20 protein-coding genes and 1 pseudogene are annotated in these 21597 nt (G+C 35.4%); all 21 read right to left on the reverse strand.

Annotated elements, in window-relative coordinates:
* Window positions 1–83 precede the first annotated feature (83 nt).
* Window positions 84–260, reverse strand: a complete 177-nt coding sequence (locus ACQ9BO_RS19045) for a histone H1 (protein ID WP_431242023.1) — start codon at window positions 258–260, stop codon at window positions 84–86.
* Window positions 261–483: 223 nt separating this feature from the next.
* Window positions 484–1464, reverse strand: a complete 981-nt coding sequence (locus tag ACQ9BO_RS19050; RefSeq protein WP_431242024.1) for a hypothetical protein — start codon at window positions 1462–1464, stop codon at window positions 484–486.
* Window positions 1451–2665, reverse strand: a complete 1215-nt coding sequence (locus ACQ9BO_RS19055; RefSeq protein ID WP_431242025.1) for a glycosyl hydrolase 115 family protein — start codon at window positions 2663–2665, stop codon at window positions 1451–1453. The genes ACQ9BO_RS19050 and ACQ9BO_RS19055 overlap by 14 nt, the downstream gene beginning before the upstream one ends.
* On the reverse strand, window positions 2581–3000 hold the full coding sequence (locus ACQ9BO_RS19060; RefSeq protein WP_431242026.1) for a hypothetical protein: 420 nt from the start codon (window positions 2998–3000) through the stop codon (window positions 2581–2583). The genes ACQ9BO_RS19055 and ACQ9BO_RS19060 overlap by 85 nt, the downstream gene beginning before the upstream one ends.
* Before the next feature lie 228 nt (window positions 3001–3228).
* Window positions 3229–4332 carry a glycoside hydrolase family 28 protein gene (locus tag ACQ9BO_RS19065; RefSeq protein WP_431242027.1) on the reverse strand — a complete coding sequence of 368 codons (1104 nt, stop codon included), beginning with the start codon at window positions 4330–4332 and terminating at the stop codon, window positions 3229–3231.
* A 45-nt stretch (window positions 4333–4377) separates the two neighbouring features.
* Complete coding sequence (locus ACQ9BO_RS19070) at window positions 4378–4557, reverse strand: hypothetical protein (protein ID WP_431242028.1); 180 nt, start codon at window positions 4555–4557, stop codon at window positions 4378–4380.
* 148 nt (window positions 4558–4705) lie between these two features.
* On the reverse strand, window positions 4706–6130 hold the full coding sequence (locus tag ACQ9BO_RS19075; RefSeq protein WP_431242029.1) for a family 43 glycosylhydrolase: 1425 nt from the start codon (window positions 6128–6130) through the stop codon (window positions 4706–4708).
* Window positions 6131–6166: 36 nt separating this feature from the next.
* Window positions 6167–7582, reverse strand: coding sequence for a hypothetical protein (locus ACQ9BO_RS19080; RefSeq protein ID WP_431242030.1), 1416 nt, complete (start codon window positions 7580–7582; stop codon window positions 6167–6169).
* A gap of 176 nt (window positions 7583–7758) precedes the next feature.
* Entirely contained in the window at window positions 7759–9081 is a 1323-nt protein-coding gene (locus ACQ9BO_RS19085; protein WP_431242031.1) for a glycoside hydrolase family 88/105 protein, read from the reverse strand.
* A 58-nt stretch (window positions 9082–9139) separates the two neighbouring features.
* Entirely contained in the window at window positions 9140–9322 is a 183-nt protein-coding gene (locus ACQ9BO_RS19090) for a DUF4861 family protein (RefSeq protein WP_431242032.1), read from the reverse strand.
* Window positions 9319–10405, reverse strand: a pseudogene (locus ACQ9BO_RS19095) (DUF4861 family protein). Before ACQ9BO_RS19095 ends, ACQ9BO_RS19090 begins: the two are co-directional and overlap by 4 nt.
* 38 nt (window positions 10406–10443) lie before the next feature.
* Window positions 10444–10773, reverse strand: a complete 330-nt coding sequence (gene rhaM, locus ACQ9BO_RS19100) for an L-rhamnose mutarotase (protein ID WP_431242033.1) — start codon at window positions 10771–10773, stop codon at window positions 10444–10446.
* 3 nt (window positions 10774–10776) lie between these two features.
* A complete protein-coding gene (locus ACQ9BO_RS19105) occupies window positions 10777–11607 on the reverse strand; it encodes a family 43 glycosylhydrolase (RefSeq protein ID WP_431242034.1) in 831 nt (276 codons plus the stop codon).
* A 499-nt stretch (window positions 11608–12106) separates the two neighbouring features.
* The gene (locus ACQ9BO_RS19110; RefSeq protein WP_431242035.1) at window positions 12107–13378 is read right to left on the reverse strand and encodes a sialate O-acetylesterase; all 1272 of its coding nucleotides are present in this window, start codon (window positions 13376–13378) and stop codon (window positions 12107–12109) included.
* A 314-nt stretch (window positions 13379–13692) separates the two neighbouring features.
* Complete coding sequence (locus tag ACQ9BO_RS19115) at window positions 13693–14142, reverse strand: RagB/SusD family nutrient uptake outer membrane protein (protein ID WP_431242036.1); 450 nt, start codon at window positions 14140–14142, stop codon at window positions 13693–13695.
* A complete protein-coding gene (locus ACQ9BO_RS19120; RefSeq protein ID WP_431242037.1) occupies window positions 14060–14983 on the reverse strand; it encodes a RagB/SusD family nutrient uptake outer membrane protein in 924 nt (307 codons plus the stop codon). Before ACQ9BO_RS19120 ends, ACQ9BO_RS19115 begins: the two co-directional genes overlap by 83 nt.
* Window positions 14940–15638, reverse strand: coding sequence for a RagB/SusD family nutrient uptake outer membrane protein (locus ACQ9BO_RS19125; protein ID WP_431242038.1), 699 nt, complete (start codon window positions 15636–15638; stop codon window positions 14940–14942). Before ACQ9BO_RS19125 ends, ACQ9BO_RS19120 begins: the two co-directional genes overlap by 44 nt.
* 20 nt (window positions 15639–15658) lie before the next feature.
* Window positions 15659–16216: a hypothetical protein gene (locus tag ACQ9BO_RS19130; RefSeq protein ID WP_431242039.1), complete on the reverse strand. Its 558-nt coding sequence runs from the start codon at window positions 16214–16216 to the stop codon at window positions 15659–15661.
* A complete protein-coding gene (locus tag ACQ9BO_RS19135) occupies window positions 16179–18797 on the reverse strand; it encodes a SusC/RagA family TonB-linked outer membrane protein (RefSeq protein WP_431242040.1) in 2619 nt (872 codons plus the stop codon). The genes ACQ9BO_RS19130 and ACQ9BO_RS19135 overlap by 38 nt, the downstream gene beginning before the upstream one ends.
* A 452-nt stretch (window positions 18798–19249) precedes the next feature.
* Complete coding sequence (locus ACQ9BO_RS19140; RefSeq protein WP_431242041.1) at window positions 19250–21352, reverse strand: RagB/SusD family nutrient uptake outer membrane protein; 2103 nt, start codon at window positions 21350–21352, stop codon at window positions 19250–19252.
* 42 nt (window positions 21353–21394) lie between these two features.
* Window positions 21395–21592 carry a hypothetical protein gene (locus ACQ9BO_RS19145; protein WP_431242042.1) on the reverse strand — a complete coding sequence of 66 codons (198 nt, stop codon included), beginning with the start codon at window positions 21590–21592 and terminating at the stop codon, window positions 21395–21397.
* Between the last annotated feature and the right edge of the window lie 5 nt (window positions 21593–21597).

Genomic DNA, 21597 nt, shown 5'->3' on the forward strand with positions numbered 1-21597 from the left:
CTTTTGACTTTTGACTTTTGACTAAAAACAAAAAACCTCGCTTACATTACATAAGCGAGGTTTTTGTTTTGAATACCTAAGTATTATTTTTTTGATTCTTCGATAGAAACTTTTCTGAATTCTTTCAAAAGTTTTTCAATTTCTAAAGTAGCTTTTCTAGCTCTTGGTCCAGCGACTTTGATACCTTTTTCAGTTAAAGATTCAGCTTCTGCTTTGAATGTGTCAATTTCGGCGTTGATTTTTACTAATAGATCTTTCATGCTTATACTTGTTAAATTAAGGCGCAAAAATAGAAGTTTGCTGGAACTATAACGCACGTTTAGTGTTAAAATTATAACGGTTTAGGCTATTTCAGTTAATAATAATTTAACCTCATTTCTTTAATTCTCTATATCAATGGATTACAAAAATTTAAAGTTTTATTTTTTTTAAACTTTTTTTACTTTTTGAAGATCTTACTGCTTCATACTCATCAATTAATACTTATTTTAAAGGTATTTCGTAAGAACTTCCTTCGCTTGACGGATAAATTGCCAGCTGATCTAGTACAATGCCTGTCTGGTTCACCTCAACTTTGATTGTGTGTTTTCCCTTTTCTAAATTCAGAGCAGGAAGTTTTACAATTGCACCGTTTCTTAAAACATTTTCTTTCCAAGTTTTATCTCTGTCTCTCGTATTTGTTTTAAAATTTTGTAAGGTATTTTTATCCAATTGAACACCAATTTGGTGATCAAAATTATTAGCATGTGTTGGAAGCAAACGAACTTCTACTTCATATTCGCCCGAAGTCTTAATTTCAAACTCATATATTACAAAAGGCTTTTCTGTTTTGAAATATTGCTGTTTCAACGGAAATAAAGTAATCGCATTGTTGCTGTAGCCTAAACCGTTGATTGTTTTCCATTCGTAGTTTTTAAAGCCTTTTTTTGATACAAATTGGTTGGCCTGAATTGCGATTCTGTTTTCTGTTTCCTCTTGCTCAATTTTGACTGATTCGGGCTTTTTAACCGAATCAAAAACAGGCAGGTTTCTTGGACGCATTGACATCATTTTATTCCATTTTCCGTTACTTAATTTTGTATTGTAAAAATCTGTGAGCACTTCAATTTTATGAAAAGCTTCTGAAGCCAAAAGTTCATATTTTGTCTTTTCTTTTTCATCTGAAGTCATTGCGGCCAAATTCCAGTACAAAAACTTATGATTCATATAAGCCGAACCTTTTATAGGATAAACTGCCAACTGAAACCAAGCATCTTTTCGCTCTTGCGGAATAAATGCCGAAAGACTGTCCACTTTTTCGATTAAAGAATCATACGCTTTTATTCTTCTCCAAATTTCTTCCTTCGAAAAATCAGAAAGCTTAACCTGAGTTGTTGGCTCCGTTTGGCTCCAGCCCATATATTCTGGTTTTCTTAGAAATGCCAAACGATAATATTCTTCAAAAACAGCACTAACGGCAAGCACTTATTTTAGGCGAAAATTCTCTTGCTGACCAATCTTTCAAATACTGATTAAGTCCGTCAGATTTAATGCTATTGATGTTCCAAGCCATGTCCAGAAACAACTCCGTATCATATTCGGCAGGTTTTATATCGCCAACATTTACAATCCACATTTTGTTGGCTCCGTTTTGGTACGCTTTATTCATTTCGTACCAAATCAAACCCGGTTGCATCGTACTCAGCCAAAGATAGTCGTGAGGTCTTCCCCAATAACTGATATGATAATAAACACCGCTTCCTCCTGCTCTTTTTTGCTCTTCTTCATTGCTCAAACGGCGAATGTATCCGTAATTATCATCGGGCCAAACTAGCGTAATATCACTCGGAACTTTAAGTCCGTTATCGTATAACTCTAATACTTCTTTGTATGGAACAAATGCCTGCGGAATGTCTTTTAAAGGTTTTTTGAAAGTATTTGAAAGCATCTCCCGCTGATTTTGAATGATTTTCTCCACCATAGAAATTGATTCGTTCAAATCCTTTGCACCTTCCATTTTACTGTCGTGAACGCCTCGCATTCCCAAAGTCATAATCGTTTCATTTTTAGCCGATTTTAGTTCGTCTAAACGATCCTGCCAATATTTATCAACCTGCGTTTTATTCGTAAAATAATTATAATCGCCGTAGATTTTTGTTTTCCATTCGTCAACATTATTTCGAAGCATCGGTTCAGCATGCGAAGAACCAATTACGATATGATACTTTTGCGCTATTTCTTTATTCCCAGCTATCGTAAAAAATCCTTTTGTTGACGGGTGCATGGCAGGCCAAATGGTATTAGCTTTTAAACGTAATAATAATTGGAAGATTTTCTCATATGTCTTTGGACCGATATCTCCCGTTTCTGGTTCAAATGTTTTGGCGACCCAAGGCTGAAGTGCCCAATCTTCATCGTTTAAAAAAATACCACGATATTGAACCGAAGGCGATGTAGTTATATTTTTATCTGAAAATTCTAATGAAAGTTTTTCTTGTTTTATGGGATGAACATCTGCCCACCATTTCCAAGGAGAAATCCCCAAACGATCTGATATTTCAAAAATGGCATAAACGGTTCCGCGAACATCTGAACCTGCTATTACAAGATTTTCTTTTTCTTTTTGGATTGAAAATTTTTCCCATTGATTGGAAAGTTCTTTTTGCTCTTTTCTGGTTTTAAACAAGGCATCAGAAACTTTTCCAATGTAAATTCCTTTTTTGAAAATGAATTTGCTTGAAGTATTTCTGGTCGATTTCCTGTTAATTCTTTAACATCATCTGCCAATTCATTTACCGCCCAGACGATTAATGGATCTGTGTTTTTGTCAATAAAAATATTTACTGCATGATTTGAATCTGCGATTACAAAATCACTTGCGTTTTTGTTTTGGCAGAAAACATTTATGGATGAAATCGAGAAAATTAATAGCAGTATTTTTTTCATTTTCGGATTATATTGTGCATAATTTGATGGCGCACGGATTTTACTGATTAAACTGGTTTCCGTTGGTTTTGTCATTCCGAGGAACGAGGAATCACACCAGAGAATCGACAAAGATTGGCGATATTCTTTGCGGAGTTACTAGTGTGATTCCTCGTTCCTCGGAATGACAAGATTGGGTTCTAATTGCTAATGATGGATTAAAATCTATCTCTACAATATATTTCGTTCCTTCGGAACTTAAACTTCAAAACCTAAGAATCAACCTTTGCAACTCTGTAACTTTGTAACTTTGTATCTTTGAGCTTACTCAACAACCTTATTATTCACATAAACATTTTTAAAAGTCACATTCTTAATCAAACTTTTGTCAATATCAGCTTTAGTAGATTCAACTTTTAAATTTTCAAAAGTGAAATTTGACAAACGAACATTTGGATCATTTTCGACTTTATAAAAGACTTCGCATTTAAGGTCAATGTTTTTTAAAGTAACATTATCTCCATACGATAGCGGAATATCAGGACGGCCTTTCATGTCAAAGAATTGTTTCCATGCTAAAATTGCCAAACCATTTTTGGTTTGTCCTTTAATGTCTTCTAGTCTAATATATTCGTAAAGTTGCGGTGTATCAGGTCGCATTTTAAGATGCAGTAATATTGATGGCCCATCCACTTCGCAATTGCGCATAATAATATTTCGGTTATGAATCGCTTCACTTCCGTTAGTCAATGAAGAATGACAATATCCGAATTTGCAGTCTTCAATAATAATATTGGTGTTCGCTCCATTGTTTTTGTCTTGGTCTGCATAAGGGCCTTTACCGCCTTTTAGCGCTATAGCATCATCATTTACAGACATGTTAGATCCTTTTATAAGGACATTGTTACAAATATCAAGATCAATTGCATCTGTACTTGGAGCGTCACCTTTTTTGTGAGGAGAATAGATATAAGCATCTAGTATTTTTATGTTGTTGCATTTATAAAAATGATTCGTCCAAAAGCCTGAATTAATGAATTTCACATCCTGAAATTGCACATTATTTGAATTCCAAACAAAAACCAATCTTGGTCTTGAAACTTCAAGGTTGGTGCATTTCGGATTTTCTTTACGGCGTGCCCAGAAAGCATCCCAATATTTTCTTCCGTTACCGTTGATGGTTCCTTTTCCTGAAATCGAAAAATTATCAACGCCATAAGCATTAACCACAGCTGGAAAATAATCCAGATTTTGGCCTTCCATTCTCGATGGCATAATTGGGAAATCGGCAATATTATCAGATCCTTTTAAGACGCCGCCTTCACTTACGTACAAAGCTGTTTTTGGCTTAAAAAATAAAGCTCCGCTGAGGAAAACTCCTTTTGGAATAATAATAACGCCACCGCCGTTTGCGTACCGCTTTGTCAATTACTTTTTGAATTGCTTTAGTTTGAACTTTTGTACTGTCTTTGCTTACGCCAAAATCAGTAATCGTGTATTTTTTCCTAAATCTTTTAATTCAAGTTTTGTGTAAGTTTTAAACCAAACTGGAATTTCGGTTCCATCAGGAAATTTGTCATTACTGTATTTTTGTGAAAATGTGCTTTGAGAAATTCCCAAAACACATACAATCAAAGTGAAAAACTTTTTCATTGCAAATTATTTTAATTTTATTTTTTTATGACTGTCCTTTGCGGACTATTTTTTTTAGTCACAGATTAAAACGATTTTAAGGATTTTTTAAATATGTGTTAATCCTTTTAATCTGTGGCTAAAATTTGATTAACTATAAATTATCAAATTATTTCTTTATTTCAATCTTAGTTACAGAAATATAATATCCTGTACTTCCGTAATTTGATTTTCTTTTATCGGACCAATTTGGTCTTTCTCCAGTTGTCGAAACTTTTAAAGTATAATTGCCATTTTTCAGAATCGGAGATTTATAAACCAATGTTTCTGTTGCACTTTTACTGTACAAATCGACAATTGCAGTCGTAACAATTTTTCCTTTTTCATCTGTCAAAACAACTTTAGCGTAGCCATTTTCTGTTCCAACAAAACTTGAAAAACCTATTTGTTGACCTTTGAATTTTATTGAAAATGATGCGTCTTTATCATCAGATTTGCTTTCTTTATCTGTATGACTCCAATTACCCGAATATTTAATTTCTTTGTTATTACTTTTCAGAATTTTATTCGTGTTTTTTGGCACAGATGCAATTCCGGTTTCCAAATCAATTTTCCAAGTTTCCTGATAAACCGTCATTGAAACTGATTTTCCAGAAATTACAAGAGGTTGCCAAACATAAGTTGCAGAAGAAGCTTGCTTAGGAAACGACCAGCGATCACCCATAAACATGTATGTTGTTTCTTTTGATCCTTTAATTGGCAAAATAAAAGTTGATTGCGAATTCCATGTCAAGGTTTCTTTTGGCGCAATCAAACCCTGAAATTCCCAAGGGCCTTTTAGTGAATTTGACGTGTAATAATAATTATCATTTTTCTCCCAACTTGTTAAATGCGAGCCGATAAAATAATACAAATTATCTTTTTTCAACATTGTTGGCGATTCAAATCCGGTTGTGATGTTCTCGTTTACTTTTTCGGTAACCGATTTATAATCATCACTCAATTTGTAAATTTCACCTCCGTGAACCAAAATGTATCCCGAACCATCAGTATCCTGAAAAGTTCCCATATCCCATTTTTTTATAGGTTTTCCGTCAAATAAAACTGGACCTTTGAATGTGTATGGCCCTTCAATATTTTTTGAAACGGCATAACCTACAAACTGATCTTTATAAGTCAAAGTATCGGCATGCATGTACATTACAAATTCATTGGTTTTTGGACATTTCATCACTTTTACCCTTTCTCCAACACGATTTGGCCCCAATTTTCCAGATTCCTGTATTGGAAGCGCAACGTTTTCAAATTTCCAATTGTATAAATCTTTTGAAGAATAACAATTAAATCCAGCAAATGCATTACTGGTGTCACTGTGTGCTTCTCCAAATAAATAAAACTTATCTTTTTCTTTTATAATGTTTGCTCCGTGCGCACTTATAATATTTCCGTTTTGATCAAGCCAAGGCGTTCCAGAATTAATAGCATCATATTTTCCTGCTTGTTGAGCAAATACAAAAGCAGAATTCATCAAAAGAAACAGACAAGCCATTTCTATAATTAAACTTTTTAAATCAGAATAAATCTTAGTAAACATTCTATTTTCTTCTTGCTTCTTTTATCTAACTTTTCTCTATTTACGCTTCAACCAATCTTTCGGCACATTTACAATACAGATATTAAGCGTTCTATTATCCTCAGAAAGCATCGCCGACTGAATCTGAATTTTAGTTCCGTCTCTGTTGAAAGTAGGATGAACGTGATCTCTTGCGGTTTCTTTATGCCCTGTTGTCAGCATTTTCATTTCGTTCGTTTTTCTGTCAATCAAATATAAACTTCTTGAAAAGTCATCACCAACAGCCCATCTTCCGTCAGAAGAACCGTGAACGTGCCATAAACCGCTACCGCTTTTGGTTTGTCCTGCAATAATCATTTCTCTGGTTCTTAAATTTACAATAGCTAAGCCTGTCGGTTTTTCACGCGTTCCAGCTTTTCCCCAATTGCTTTCTTGCCCAGGATTTTGCGGATTTCTAACTTCAGTACTAGCAGTAACTTCTACTGGAGTTTCTTTTTCAATATCAATTTTTCTATGCCCCATAATCGCCATCGCAACCTCATCTTTAGAAATAACGGCTTCGTGCGTCACCCATTCAAAATCAGATTCTGGATATAACGGCCTCAAACCAGATCCATCGGCCATTACTGTCCAAGTACGTTGTGGAGATTTTCCTCCAGTTTCCCAGCAAAAAACCAATTCGCCCGGATTCCATATATTAGACTGAATATGTCCAACTTGAAACGGAACTGAAATTACATGTTTCAATTCCCCTGTTTTAATATTCATACTGCCGATTCCGCCTGGTCCAGCCCCCATATTTCTTGGTCCGAAACTTTTTTCAATTTTAATATTCGGATCTAAATGCCTTGCCGCTTCTTCTTTTCCAATTCTGAAATAAACTCGGTCTTCATTTGCATCTAAAGCCATATCTCCCGAAGCACCCATTTCTGGATTTGTTGTCCCGCATACACGCTCATAAGCCGAGACGGGTTTCATTTTTCCTTTTTCACTATCAGCAAAAACAGCTTCTAAATTCACTTCCATAATCTGCATTTTATCGGCTTCGCCTTTTCTCATAAAATACAGTTTCATTGATTTTTGTGCCATGCATAAAGTTCCTGTATAACCGCCTTCGGTAACTTGAACCATAACACCCGACTTTTCATTTACTGCTACACCTTCTCCGTTGGCTCTTTTGGTTCTAAAAATAAGCCATTCGCCGTCTGCTGTCCATTGCGGATGTGTTGGATATGTTTTCGAATCTCCTGCTGATTTTGTCGTTAAAAAGATCAAATCGATACCTGTAACGGGATCTTTGATTATCTTTTTTCTGATGGAAAACGTTTTCCTATTTGGGCAAAAGCAATTGTGCTCAGTAATAAAAAAAGTATGTTGATTGTTGATTTCATATGTTGTTGGTGTTTTTGCCACGAAGGCGCTAAGACACAAGGTTTTTTTGAATTGCTTTGTGGATGAATCTCGCAAAGGCATAGCTGTTTTTTTGTTTTTTGTCATCCTGACGAAGGAAGGATCACACTCTAAATTCCGCAATCAGAATCGCCAATCTTTGTCGAGTTTCTTGTGTGATCCTTCCTTCGTCAGGATGACAAACAGAACGTTATGATTGTGTTTCAAAACTCATAATTCAAAACTCATAACTCATAATTTTATTTATGCAGATTATCTTTCCCTTCGATTTTTAACTGAATAGAGCTGTCATTTATCTGGAATTGACTGTCTTTTAAGAGCATAATCACTTCGGCTCCAGCCAATAAAACTGGGCCATAACCGTGCGCGGCAAAAACACTTATTGGACGGTAATAATAGAACGCTGGATCGAAGCCCATTCCGGTTCCTACGCAGGTTCCTTCTACTTGGCCTTTATCATTTACTTTTGTTGAAACAGCATTCCAAGCCAATAAAACTGCTGGCGCATAAGTCATTTTGTCTACATAACCGCGATTGATTGCTCTGGCGATAGAATAGGCATAAATTGCCGTTGCCGAAGTTTCTAAATAAGAATCATTTCTGTCTAATAATTGGTGCCAAAATCCAGTTCCGTCTTGATATTGAACTAAGCCAGCAATATGCTTTTGCAACTGCGTCAAAACTTGATTGTAACCTGGATGATTTTTTGGCAAAACTTCAAGCAATTCGACCATTGTCATTACCGCCCAGCCATTTGCTCTTGCCCAATGAAACTGTGGATGAACCGTCATAGATTCTACCCAACCGTGCATATAAATTCCTTTTTGGCTGTTGAACATTCTTTCAGAAAATTGATTGACTTGTTTTACAGCATCATCGTAATATTTTGCATTTCCGGTATAACTTCCCATTTGTGCCAAAGCGGGAACACTCATAAACATATCATCCAACCATAGTGTATTGTCCTGCGGTCTGTTTCTTGCCAGAGTTCCATCTTTTAAGCGGAATTGTTTGTTGCTGATAAAGTCGATATAATTGTTTACCAAAGGATCAATATTGGCTTTCAAACCTTCTTTTTTAGCTTTGATAAATGTCGCACAAAGCGCTCCTGCAAAATCTAATGCTTCAGGGTGAAGCGTTTTCAGCATGTCTTTATCCTTGATGTTTTTTTCGTTATAATTCTCGGCGATATCTGCGATTAACTGAATTCTTTTGTTCGAGTAATCTGCAAAATATTTTTCGCCTGTCGCTTTAGATGCCAAAAGCATTCCAGCATATGTCACACCCCATTCATAACTCGTCAATCTGAAAGCACCTGGTTCAAAAACAATATCCTGATTTCCTTTTTTATAATTTGTGATCTCTGCTTTTGTGTTTGCATCAACAATTTTTGAAGCCGAATTTTTATCCAAAAAATTATAAACTCTGTCCAAAACTGCTTTTATGTTTTCTTTTTGCGGAATAATATACGGCGTTGGATAATCAGGTCGCATTAAATGCAATGGTGCTGTGGCATCTGTTTTTTGCGCATTTGCATTTGTAAATGATGCAAACACGAGCATTGCTAAAAGGGTTGATTTATAGTTCATATGGTTAGTGTGTTAGTTTTACGTATTAGTTTTATTTACTGATTTCAATCGTTATTTTGGCAGAAAGCTGTTTGGCCAAAGTGGTTACATAATTGCTGAAATATTCAGAGTCTTTAAAATTTTTATCGGCACTCAGTTCCCAACCTGCAATGGCGTAGTAACTGATTTTTTTATTGTTTTCAATTGATAATTTTGCCAAATACGAATCTGTCAACTGCCCTGTTTTTGGAGCTTCGATATATCCTTTGTAGATTTTTTCGGAACCAAAATTGCAGTTCCTAAAATCCATTCTCGGTTGTAAGTCAAATTATCATGCTGAATGAAACAAACCCAATCACCGGCCTCAACAACCTTAAGCGGATTTTTATTGTTTATGTTTGAAATGGCGACCAAAAATGTTTCACCGCCTTTAAGTCCGCTGATTGAAACCGTATTTTCATAACCATACATTCCAGGCCAGATTGAAGTCGTTTCTTGAACTTGATAATTATTTCCTGAAGCTTTCCAATTTTGATATTTATAACTTAAAACCGAATTAACTGGACCTTCGCTCACAATTTTAAAAGTTGTTTTTTCGACATTGTTCAGTGTGTCGTTTGTCAAAATTCCAAGACGATTGATTTTATCATTGATTAATAAAGCATAACCGCCCAAACCAGCAGAATTTCCAACAGGGAAAATATCTCTTCCCCAATCGTACATTACGTGGTAATTATCTTCAACGGCGCCTTTGCTGTTTATTCCAACATTTTCTGGTGTAATCGCGGGGATTTTTTTCCGAAAACATCTTTTGAATTTCTTCCGTCCAAATAATGTCTGAACCCAACTTTGTCATTTTCCCAAGTTGGGCCGTCAGTTTGATATTTTTGAAAACCTAATTTTTTATGGACTTGATTCGCCATTAAAACTTCTTCTGTCGCTGGCTGAACTGGCAAATCTTTTGCTTCTCTTTTTCCGAATCGAACGCTTGTTTTTATTGGAAATTTAGGATCTTTAAGTGACCAGCTTAATGATGCTGTTTTCTTTTCGTTAGCCGTAAAATCAGTTACTAAAAAAGTTCGTCCCATTTTCCGTCACCATCTAAATCATTAAGCTGAGCCGGAATTGTGTCGTTTTTACTGATTAAAATTGGAAAACTGTTTGCAACATATTTCGCCCCAATCTGACTTCTTTTTATACTGATTGCTTTTTGAGGCACAGCTAGATTAGAAGTGTTTTTCAAAGTAACTTTTTGTGCATTGCAAACCGATAAAATTGCTGTTGCAAAAGCTATTGACAAATAATATTTTGTTTTCATTTTTGTTTTGTTTCAGGTTTCAGGTTTACAACGATCCTTTAATCCAAGTGAAAAACTTCTTTTAAACCAATTGATATAGGCGAATTATCTGGATTTGTATCCATGATATCGCCCATATAGGCCCACCATTTCTTTACAATTGGATGATTTGGCAAATAATCGAAATCAAAATCTGGGCTGATTTTCTGCACGGCAAATAAAATCAACGTTTCTTCATCTAAAAAAATACTATAATCCTGTATTCCCGTTTCTGAAAGCAAAGCTGATAATTCAGGCCAGATTTCGTCGTGTCTCTTTTTGTATTCGGCTTCAAAACCAGGTTTTAATTTCATTTTGAAAGCGTTTCGAATTGTATTTTTATTTGCCATTTTTTAATGTTTTAAATTAACTTGAATCTGCTTGTCTCTATTGCAACCAATTTCACCATTTATATATTCCAGTTCGGCAACTTGTATCGAACTTCTTTTTGTTTCGTAGCTATCTACCCCTTTATTTTCAGGAGTTCTTCCAGGATGTGTAAAATAATAGATATATGCTTTATCTCCGCTCACAATCACATCGGGATGACCTCCAATTACTTTATCATCAAGACCAGTTCCGGGAGTTTGAAGAATATTTTTTTCCTGACGTTTCCAATTTAAAAAATCTTCTGAAGAATAAACATTTAAACCTCTCCATGAATCAGAAATCATCCAGTTTTTTCCTTTCCAAACAAAAACTTTTGGACCTTCCCCTCTATCTTTTACAATTTTCGTTCCGCTGTCTGTCCAATTGTATAAATCTTTACTGTCTGCATAATAAATTGATTTTCCGTCATTTTCATTATTGTAAAACATTCTCCAAGTTCCGTTTGGCAATTGAAAAACCGAAGCATCAATACATCGTTCCGAAGCCAATTTCAACTCCGATTCAAATTTCCAATCCATTAAATTTGAACTTGTCAGATGAATAATCGAACGCGGGTGATACCAATCATTGAAAATTCCGGGAACGATGGTCAAATACATGTGATATTTATTTTTGTATTTTATGACATCTGGCGCCCAATACGTGACATCTTTTAATTTATAGTTAATGCTACAAGTATCTTTGTACGTCCATTTTGCTCCATCTTCAGAAGTTGCAACGCCAATTTTTGTTCCATGCACCCATGTAATTCCTTTTGCTGTTGAATCTTTGGCTCTTCGATTGGTGTAAAACATGAACCACTTTTTTCTTTTTCGTTCCAAATAATTGTGGGATCCGCGGCTCCGTCATAAATTGGGTCGCGATATAAGGGTTTGGGTGCGATATGTTTTTGATCTTTTTTCGTTTCTTTTTGTGCTGTCATTGTTAGGGTAAACAAGACTGCTGAAAGATTTAGAAGAAGATATTTTAGTTTAATTTTCATTTGATATTTTATATTTTTCTCGCAGATTCTGCAGATTTAGCAGATTCTTTATTTTTATTTCTCAGTTCTTATTTATCCAATCATCTGTTCTAAAAGGCGAAGCAGGCAAATTCTCAGCGCTGAATAAATTTGGTTCTGGAACTGCTTTCCATGCAAAACGAACTGCAATTGGATCTTTTACTTTTTCAGAAGAAACTACAATTGTTTTACCTTCGATTTTTGCTTTTGCCGGATAAAAAACTTTATCATTTCCTGCTATTTCAAATTCTTTTAAATCTTCATTGGACTTTTTAAATCCGTTTTGTACGTCATCAAAAAACAGTTTGATTTGCTTTTTTGATTTCCATGTGATTATATGTTGGTCCGGAATAAACTAATTTGTTTTCTCCGTACGTTTTGGCTTTTGCAATTAAAGCTAAGCGGTAACCAACAGTTTGTTTGTCAATTGGATGAATGTTCTCTGCATTTCCTATATCAGTTGTAACGACCATTCCGCTGTTTGGGATTATTTTTGAAGCTATTAATTGTGCTTCTCTAATATCAGGATTTTGGCCTTTGTGTGGTGCTATCTGAACAAAATAAAACGGAAAATCACCTTGATTCCATTCGCTTCTCCAACTTTTTACCATCGCTGGAAAAAGACTTCTGTACAAAAAGGCGCCTTCGGCATTACTTTCACCTTGATACCAAATTACGCCTTTCATTGTATAATTCGTTACTGGATGAAGCATCGCATTATATAGTACATAAGAGGTTTTGTTTTCTTCTTTTTTAGGCTTTTTTAATTCAGTTTTAGAAAGATCGTTATTATTTGCAAGTCTTTCTTTTTTCAAATCGGCATAATACGTTTCTAATTTTTCCTGAAACAATTTTTCGTTTTTAGCATCTTTTTCCAAAATAGGCAGAAAATCAGGATTTCCTTCTAAAACAGTTTGAGCTGTCCAAGCTTCGGCTTTTGTTCCTCCCCAAGAAGTCGAAATTAATCCAATTGGCACTTTAAGATTTTGGTACAAATCTCTTCCAAAGAAATAAGCAACCGCAGAAAAAGTTTTAATAGTTGATGAAGAACATTCGCTCCATTTTCCTGTAACATCATCTAAAGGTTTTTGCGACGCTTTTGTCTGAACTGTAAACAATCTAATTGCAGGGAAATTTGCATTTTGAATTTCTTCTTCATAATTTTTCACTCCTGTCTTCCAAGTTCCTTCTTCTTTTCCAACAGGAAAATACATATTCGATTGTCCAGAGCAAATCCAGACTTCTCCAATTAAAATATTTTTAAGAATGATTTTATTTGAAGCTTCAATGGTAATATTGTATGGTTTCTCACTTCCTTCTGGGGTTTGTACCGAAGTTTTCCAAGTTCCATCAGCATTTGCAGTAATTTCGACTGGATTATTCTGCCATCCAATCTGCAGTTTTATTTTTTCATTTGGAAAGGCCCATCCCCATAAATTCACTTTAGCATTTTGTTGCAAAACCATATTATCGCCCACTAATGCAGGCAGTTTTACTTGAGCACTAGCTGTCAGTTTTAATCCTAAAACAATGAATATTAATAATAATTTCTTTAAATAAATCATTCGGAATATAATTTTAATACTAAAACTTTAAAGATAAAGCACTAAAACGATATCGGTATCCTGTGCTTCCCTGTTTTACTGCAGAAATATAAAAAACAAAAAAGGCGACAACGAGTGTTACTGCCTTCGTAAAATCAAAACCACTTAATTTTACCTTTACCATATTAACGAAAACCAATATCCTTAAAATGATTAGTCAAATATATTTATTAAATAACTGAAAACTATCCTGTTGTACCCTGCTCAATTATAAAAAAAACCGTCTCAAAAATGAGACGGTTTCCAACGTGAAAAAACCAAAAAATAAGTTCTTTTTAATATCCTGGATTCTGCATTGCATCTTTTTCTGTCGCCGTCAAAGGTTTTCCACTTGCATATACTCCATCAAGGAAAGTTTGCGGAATTGGGCGCAGGTTATGATACTCCTGAATATTTGGTGCGACTTCAATATTATAAGCTTTAGCTCTCGCAATCAAAGTTTTTGTTCTGCTCAAATCTTCCCAACGGTGGAATTCTCCGCACAATTCTCTAGTACGCTCGTTTAGCACCAAACATAGCATTCTGTCATAATCGCTTGCATATCCTAATTTTGAAATTACCGCCATATCTTCAGCAGGCAAAGCATTAATTGTGCTAATGGCTAAACTTGTTGCTGTCGTAGAAACTGCAATATTATTTGATTCATAATATGAATTTTCCGGAATGTATGAAATTGGGATTCCGGCTTGACCTGTAGTAGTATAAGCGAGCAGAACCATCGGCATAAGCCGCACGATTTTCACCTGTTTTATAAGCCGCACGTGCACGAACAACATTAATGTAAGGCAATGCATCTGCGTATGTAGCGCCACCCGCTTTTGCTAAACGAATTTTTGCCTCAGCGACCATTAAATACGTTTCTGCAGAACGAGCCAAAGTAACATCACGCGAACCTTTTATATTACTCAAATCAATTCTGTTTCCATCCATATATTTGCTTAAAGACGGGAATCTTACATCAGCCATTAAACCCACTTTATCAGCGACATAAGCTACATAAACACTTGGAATTGTTTTTCCTGTTTTCGGGTAAATAATAACATCTGTATTTTTAGTTTTTGCAAAACGAGTATCTGAAGCTGTATTTACAACATACATAATTCCCATATCTCCATTTTTGTAAACAGCACCTGATGCGTTATTTACGATACTTTTTGTTTGGAAACTTTTCCAAAAACGAGAATCATTCACGTGATCAAAAACATCATATACAAAATAAGTTGGCGCCAAACGGCTAAAAGGTCTTCCGCCGGCAAGGTTACGCTTCATTTGGGGCAATTGGTCGTAAGTTGAAAGGAAATACAAATGTTGCTGATTTCCTCCAGTTGTCAATGTGCTCGCATTGAACTGAGCGGACAAAATTAATTCTGGAAGTTTTTCATTTGCTCCATCAGCTGTTGTGTATGACCATAAATTATCATAATTAGCGACCAATGGGTGGTGTGAAATTACCTCATCTGACAAAGTAACAACTTGCTGTAAATCGGCCGTTTTTGTGGTTCCATTCCAGCTGTCATTGATTTCACTTGCACGAGTCAAATAAGCTTTTGCCAAATAATGTGTCATGAAGATCTTTTGTAATTTTTGCAGGAGCTCCAGCATTTCCTAATAAATTGTAAGCTTGAGTAAAATCGTCAATCACTTGTTTTAAAACGTCTTGCGGAGATGCACGCGTAAACTCTAATTCCACTGTTGAGCTTGATTTCAATTTTAAAGGAACTGCTCCATACTGGCTTACCAGTTGAAGATAACAGAAAGCTCTCATAAAATAACCTTCGCCTAAAGCTGTTTTCTTGATCGCATCATTTGTAGAAACAATGTTTGTAGCTGATTCAATTAGTGTATTTGCATTTCCGATTCCGATATATAAATTATCCCAATGCGTATTTGCGGCAACTGTATTTGCATTCGAAACTGTAACAAAGGCGTTAAAACCAGTAGAATAAGAGTTCCAAATCCAGTTTGAGGGGTCTCCTCCAGCATGGAATTCATCTGTTCCTGATTCTGTTGACGAAAGCGGTACTTCACCCTGAAATTCAGCGACAAATACTTGATAATATGTTCCAACAGCCAATGCCTGAATTCCTGCCTCGGTTTTATAATAGTCTTGGCTGTAAGCAGTTGTCAACTCTTCGTCAAGAAAATCTTTGTTGCATGAGTCGCCTACAGTAAGCGCCGCAACAAGCATTAAATTGATATATAGTTTTTTATAATTTTTCATAATGATGTTTTTTAATTAATTTAGAATCCTACATTTAACCCTAAAGTTATACCTCTGTTTGACGCTGTTGTTTGCGTATCCAAATCAGTCCATTTTACTTTTGTGAAAACCATACCTGGGTTATTCACTTGGAAATATATTCTCAATTTTGAAAGTCCTAGATTTTGTACTAAATCTTTATCGAAATGATATCCTAGAGAAATATTTCTCATTTTCAAGAATGAACCATTACGGTATCCTAAAATTGGATAGTAAGCATCTCCTGTACCTGCAGAATAAATTGGTTTTTGATATTCTGAATTAATGTTGTTATCATTATAATAATTTATAGATCTTTGGCTTCCTTTTGCTCCTTCATTTTCACCGCCTGTATCATATAAATAGCCCATTTTTCCGTAAACGAAGAATGTTAATTCGAAATTTTTGTAATTGAAATTATTAGTCATACCAAAAATATATTTTGGATCTTTTGAGCCTATAATTACACGGTCATTATTTGCATCGATTTTATAATCTCCATTTTGATCTACTGGTCTTGCATTACCAAAAGAAAAAATATTTGAACCTGTCTGCAGCATTGAATTTTGCCATTTCAGTCGCATCTTCAGGTTTCCAAATTCCATTAGATTGGAAACCATAAATTACGTTTTGAGAATTTCCAATGAACAAGTTGTTGTTGATGTCGTCAAATTTTCCATTTTGAAGCGAAACAATTTTGCTTTGCTGATAAGAAGCACTGATATTCGTTGTCCATTCAAAATCTTTAGAAGTAACGTTTACGGTATTCAATGTAAGCTCAACTCCATGTCCTTCAGTTTCTCCAACGTTTTGGTAAGTATCTTTTACTCCAATAACTGTTGGCACACTACTTTTTAATAATAAATCTGTAGTCTTGCTCGTGAAATAATCCAAAGCACCTGAAACTCTGTTATTGAACATCGAAAAGTCAATACCATAGTTAAATTGAGCAGTTCTTTCCCATCCTAAATCAACATTTCCTAAAGAAGTATTGTTTACAACTCCAGAACCGTTTGGATAAACGATACCTACCAATGGTGGTTGTGTTGCATATGCCGGAACTGCGGCGTTACCAGTCTCACCATATCCAATTCTCATTTTTAATTGGTTGATCCAAGTTACGTTTTCCAAGAATTTCTCTCTATTGATAACCCATGCCGCAGAAGCACTTGGGAAAAATGCCCATCTGTTTTCAGAAGCTAATTGTGAAGCTCCATCATAACGTCCAGAAGCAGTAAACAAATATTTGTCAGCATATGAATAATTTACGCGCCCCATATAAGAAAGCAAACCTGTATCTGTCAAACCAGAAGAATATCCGGCAAGTGTAACATTTGCAGGCGTTAAAGCATTCCATTTATTTTCAGGGTTTTTAATGTCATTTGCAGACATTGAACTATTCTCATTGTGATACTCTGTCTGGCTCATTAACAATGTACCTCCAAAAGTATGATTTCCAAATGTTTTATTATATAAAAGCAAGTTATCCAATGTATATGAAATTGTTTGCTCTTTAGCTAGAGAAGCAAAACTAGTTCCAGAACGAATAGCCGATTTACCATCTAAATAAACACCATCACGGTATGACGTAAGATCTGGACCAAAATTAATACGGTATTTAAATCCATCAAGTTTTGAAGAAATTGCACCTAAATCAAACTGAGCATACAAACTACCAAAAGCACGCAAAGTTATACGCTGATCTTGAGACAATTTATATTCATCAACAGGAGTTCTGATAGTTGAATCTCCACCTGGGCTATCAATTCTGTTTCCGTTGCTGTCATAAGGAACTGCATAAGGAAGGTTTGTACGAGCGGTTGCATAAATTCCAGTTGAACTTGTAACCGCAGTTCTTCCCACGTTTGACTGTCCGTATTCATTAATACCATAACTTGTATTAAGGCTTACCCCCATTGAAAACCATTTTGTTGGTGTAATATCCACGTTAGCAGTCCCACTGTAACGCACATAACTTTGCCCAAATAAAGTTCCTGTATTATCTAAATATCCAAATGAACCGTAACCTTTCATTTTTTCAGTTCCTCCACTTACACCAATTGTATGCTGTTGCGTGATTCCTGTACGTGATACAAATTTTGTCCAATCTGTAGTGGCTACTTTAGAGCCGTCCCAAGTTGTAGTAAGGTTTCCGTTAGCATCTCTCCAACCTTTTTCAATATTTGCCCACGCAGAAGGATCTGCAGAAGCCAAGAAAATCAATTTGTCATTTTCAATGGTAGGAGCATCTCCTTTTGGAAAAGCAGATGGATTAGAGTAATATCTTCCCCAACGACGAAATTCAATATATTCACCTGCCGTCATCATAGGCGCATTTTCATGAATTGTTTCCGTCATCAATGACGTATCATAATTCAAAGTAAATTTTCCGTTTTTACCTTTTTTCGTCGTTACGATAACAACTCCATTTGCACCACGTGAACCATAAATCGCAGTAGCCGAAGCATCTTTTAAAACGTCGATGGTTTCAATATCAGTTGGATTCAAGAAATCGATTCCTCCTGAGTTGGCATCAACACTAATTTTTCCTGTTGATGGGTCTGTCACTAATCTTGTATTTAATGGAATACCATCAACTACATAAAGAGGCGCATTTGAAGCAGAAATAGAACGAGCACCACGAATGGTAATAGCCCCTACAGTTCCAGGACGCTCACTTGAAGCAACATCAACACCGGCGACTTTTCCTTGCATTGCTTGCACTGCATTAACAACTGGTCTTGATGCAATTTCGTCAGCATTTACACTCACAATTGATCCGGTAAGATCCTTTTTCTTTTTTGTACCGTAACCTACTACGACTACCTCCTCAAGAGAATTGTCTTCTTCCTTCAATACCACATTGTAAACAGTTGCGGCGCCAACAGTAACTTCTTGTTTTTTAAAACCGATAAAACTGTAAACAAGAACATTTCCAGTGGCAACATTAATTGAGTAACTTCCATCCAGATCTGTACTTACACCATTCTGGCTTCCTTTGACAAGTACGTTGACACCCGGAATTGGCAATCCTGTAGCATCTTTAATGGTACCTTTGACTACTTTGTTCTGCGCGTAACCAGATGCATGGAATAATGCAAAAATGGCTATGAGCAAGAAGACATTCAATTTGTTTTTCATAAAAGTTAAATTTGGTTAATTAATTAGTTACTCAAATTTATTTAGAAGTTAATCTCGCACTGTCCTGTAGTGTCCTGCAAAATAATTTATAACTATTCTAACCTACAGAGTTTTACAAAATTTCTTTAAGATTTTTTTAACCATAAAATCCTTCAAACGCTTGATTTACAAGGGGAATTGAAGAAACAACCTCTAAATGTGAATATCCGAATTAAACATTATTTTTTTTTCAGATACCATAATTTTATTCAAAAATTTTTATCGAATATAAGATTAATATCTGAAAATTATGACAATCTGAATAAAAAAATGTAATCGATTGCATTTTTGTTTTAAAAAAAATGTTTTGAGCTTCCATTTTAGTGTCATTTTTTATACTAATTCATGAACTTAAAAACAAAAAAAAACCGCCTCAAAATGAGACGGTTTCCAAAAACAAAAATTTAAAAAGTTTAGTAACCTGGATTTTGCCAAGTCGCTTTTTGTGAAGGCGATAAATTAGTACCATCATCATTCAACAATCCATCAATGAATGTTTGAGGAATTGGACGAAGTTCATGTTTATTCGCTGTGATATTAGTTGTCGCTTCAGCATTAAATGCTTTAGCACGCTTGATAAGCATTCCTGTACGAGAAAGTGTTTCCCAACGTTGCCATTCTCCTAAAAGCTCACGAGTAGACTCGTTAAGAATGAAGTTGATTGCACGTTCTTTATCAGATGAAGCTCCAATTTTAGACATAACTGCCTCATCTTCTGCTGGCAAATTATTAGGGAATGAAGTTAATCTTAAATCAGATGCCGCAGTTGTAACCGCAAGTGTTGGATTAGACAAATAATACGTATTCATATCTAAGTTAGAAGCCGTAAAGGCTGTAGCCGAAGTTCCCGTATTTAAAGGATTAACTTTAAATGCTTGAGAACCGTCATTATAATAAGATCTATTTTCTCCAGCTTTCCATTGCGCTCTCGCTCTTACTACGTTGATATCTGTCATTGCATTTCCATATTGGCTAAGACGAGCATAACATTCTGCACGTATTAAATAGGTTTCAGCAAGACGAGCCATAATTACGTCACGGTGTGCATCACCTCTTTCAGCTGTACGAGAACCGTCATCGGTTTTGTTGATACCAGCAAAGAAGTTACAAATTGGCTGATTTTTGAATGTTGGCGCAACATAAGTTCCATTTTGATACAACACTAAAGAGTTCGGAACAAATTGTCCCTTTTTAACCGCTAAAGTTCCAGTAGTAGCAGTTTGTCTTGCCCCTGTATTCCATTCTGGAAGACGACCGTTCACATCTGTCCAAGTTGGCGCCTGTGCACTAGCACCAAATTTAGCACCATTATAAGTATTGTCATTTTTAGTATTCAAAATCATCACAATACCAGGATCTCCAACTTTTACCCCCGAAGGATTAGGAGCAACAACAGTATTTGCGCCATAAACAGTTCTAAAAGTTTTCCACATACGTGCATCATTTACGTGATCAAAAATTGCGTATGTATATTCAGTTGGACGACAACGTTGAAAGTCCATGCTTCCGATCCAAACTCCACGTCTTACCCATCCACCAGAAAAACTTGAAAACTGAGGAGCAAAATAGTTGTAAGTACGGTTTCCAAAACGACCTACTGTAGATGCATCACCATTGTGACCTGCGGCCATCAAAATTTCATTCAACTGCTCATTTGGACAGTCAATTCCTGTCCAGTTTGCATATAAATCACTATAATTTGCAGTTAAAGGACCGCGAGCTGTAATTGCATAAGAACAAGCATCGATAGCCTCTTTAAGGTCAGCATCTTTATAAGAAGCATTCCAAGAATCGTTGCGCTCAGATGAACGGAACAATAAAGCTTTTGCTAAAAAGTGAGCCGCAGTTGCTTTTGTCCAAGTAACTCCTTTTCCATAAGTAAAAACTTCACCTTCAAAAAGCTTGTAAGCCTCGCGGAAATCAGATATTACTTGTTCCCAACATTTTTCTTCTGTAGCACGCTCGTAGTTACGAACTACTCCTTCAATAGGTTTAGTTTGAAGAACAACACCTCCGTACTGAGCAACAAGTTTATAATAGTTGAATCCTCTTAAAAAGTAAGCGTGAGCCAAAATACGATTTCTAGTTTTTAAATCTGGAATTACTTTTTCAGCTTTAGCAATTATCGTATTAGCAGATGCAATACCATAATACATTTCATCCCAAACCGCATTTGGGTTAGTTGCATTTCCATTTGTCGCTCCTGTTGAAGTTGAGGCACCTACTGGACCAAAACGATTGTCGTAGGTATTCCACATTTCATTTGTAAGGTCATTTGCATTGGTAAACTCATCTGTACCATACAATGTAGTTCCATAAGACCATTCAAAACCAAAATGCCAACGAATATTACCATATAGAGATACTGTTAATGCCTCAAGACCTTCAGGCGTATCAAAATATGCTGTCGAATATGCATTTGTTTGTTCTTCGTCCAAGAAATCTTTTGAACATGATGAGAAGGTTATCCCTGCCATTATCAAAAGACCGATTCCGATATTTTTTATATTATTCATTTTGTTACTTTTAAATGTTATAATTCAATTCGCCATAATTTATTAGAAACCAACTTCAATGCCCATTACATAGTCGCGATTGAAATACGTTCTTTCAGTATCAAAATCATACCACTTCAAAGATTGATAGATACTTCCTGGATTTACAGCTTGAACATAAAATTTCATGTTTGCCAATCCAATTTTATTTGCAACATCTTTAGATAAATTATAACCCAAAGAAATATTACGAATTTTCACGAATG

It is taken from the genome of Flavobacterium sp. P21 (genome assembly GCF_050632225.1).
Taxonomy (GTDB): Bacteria; Bacteroidota; Bacteroidia; order Flavobacteriales; family Flavobacteriaceae; genus Flavobacterium.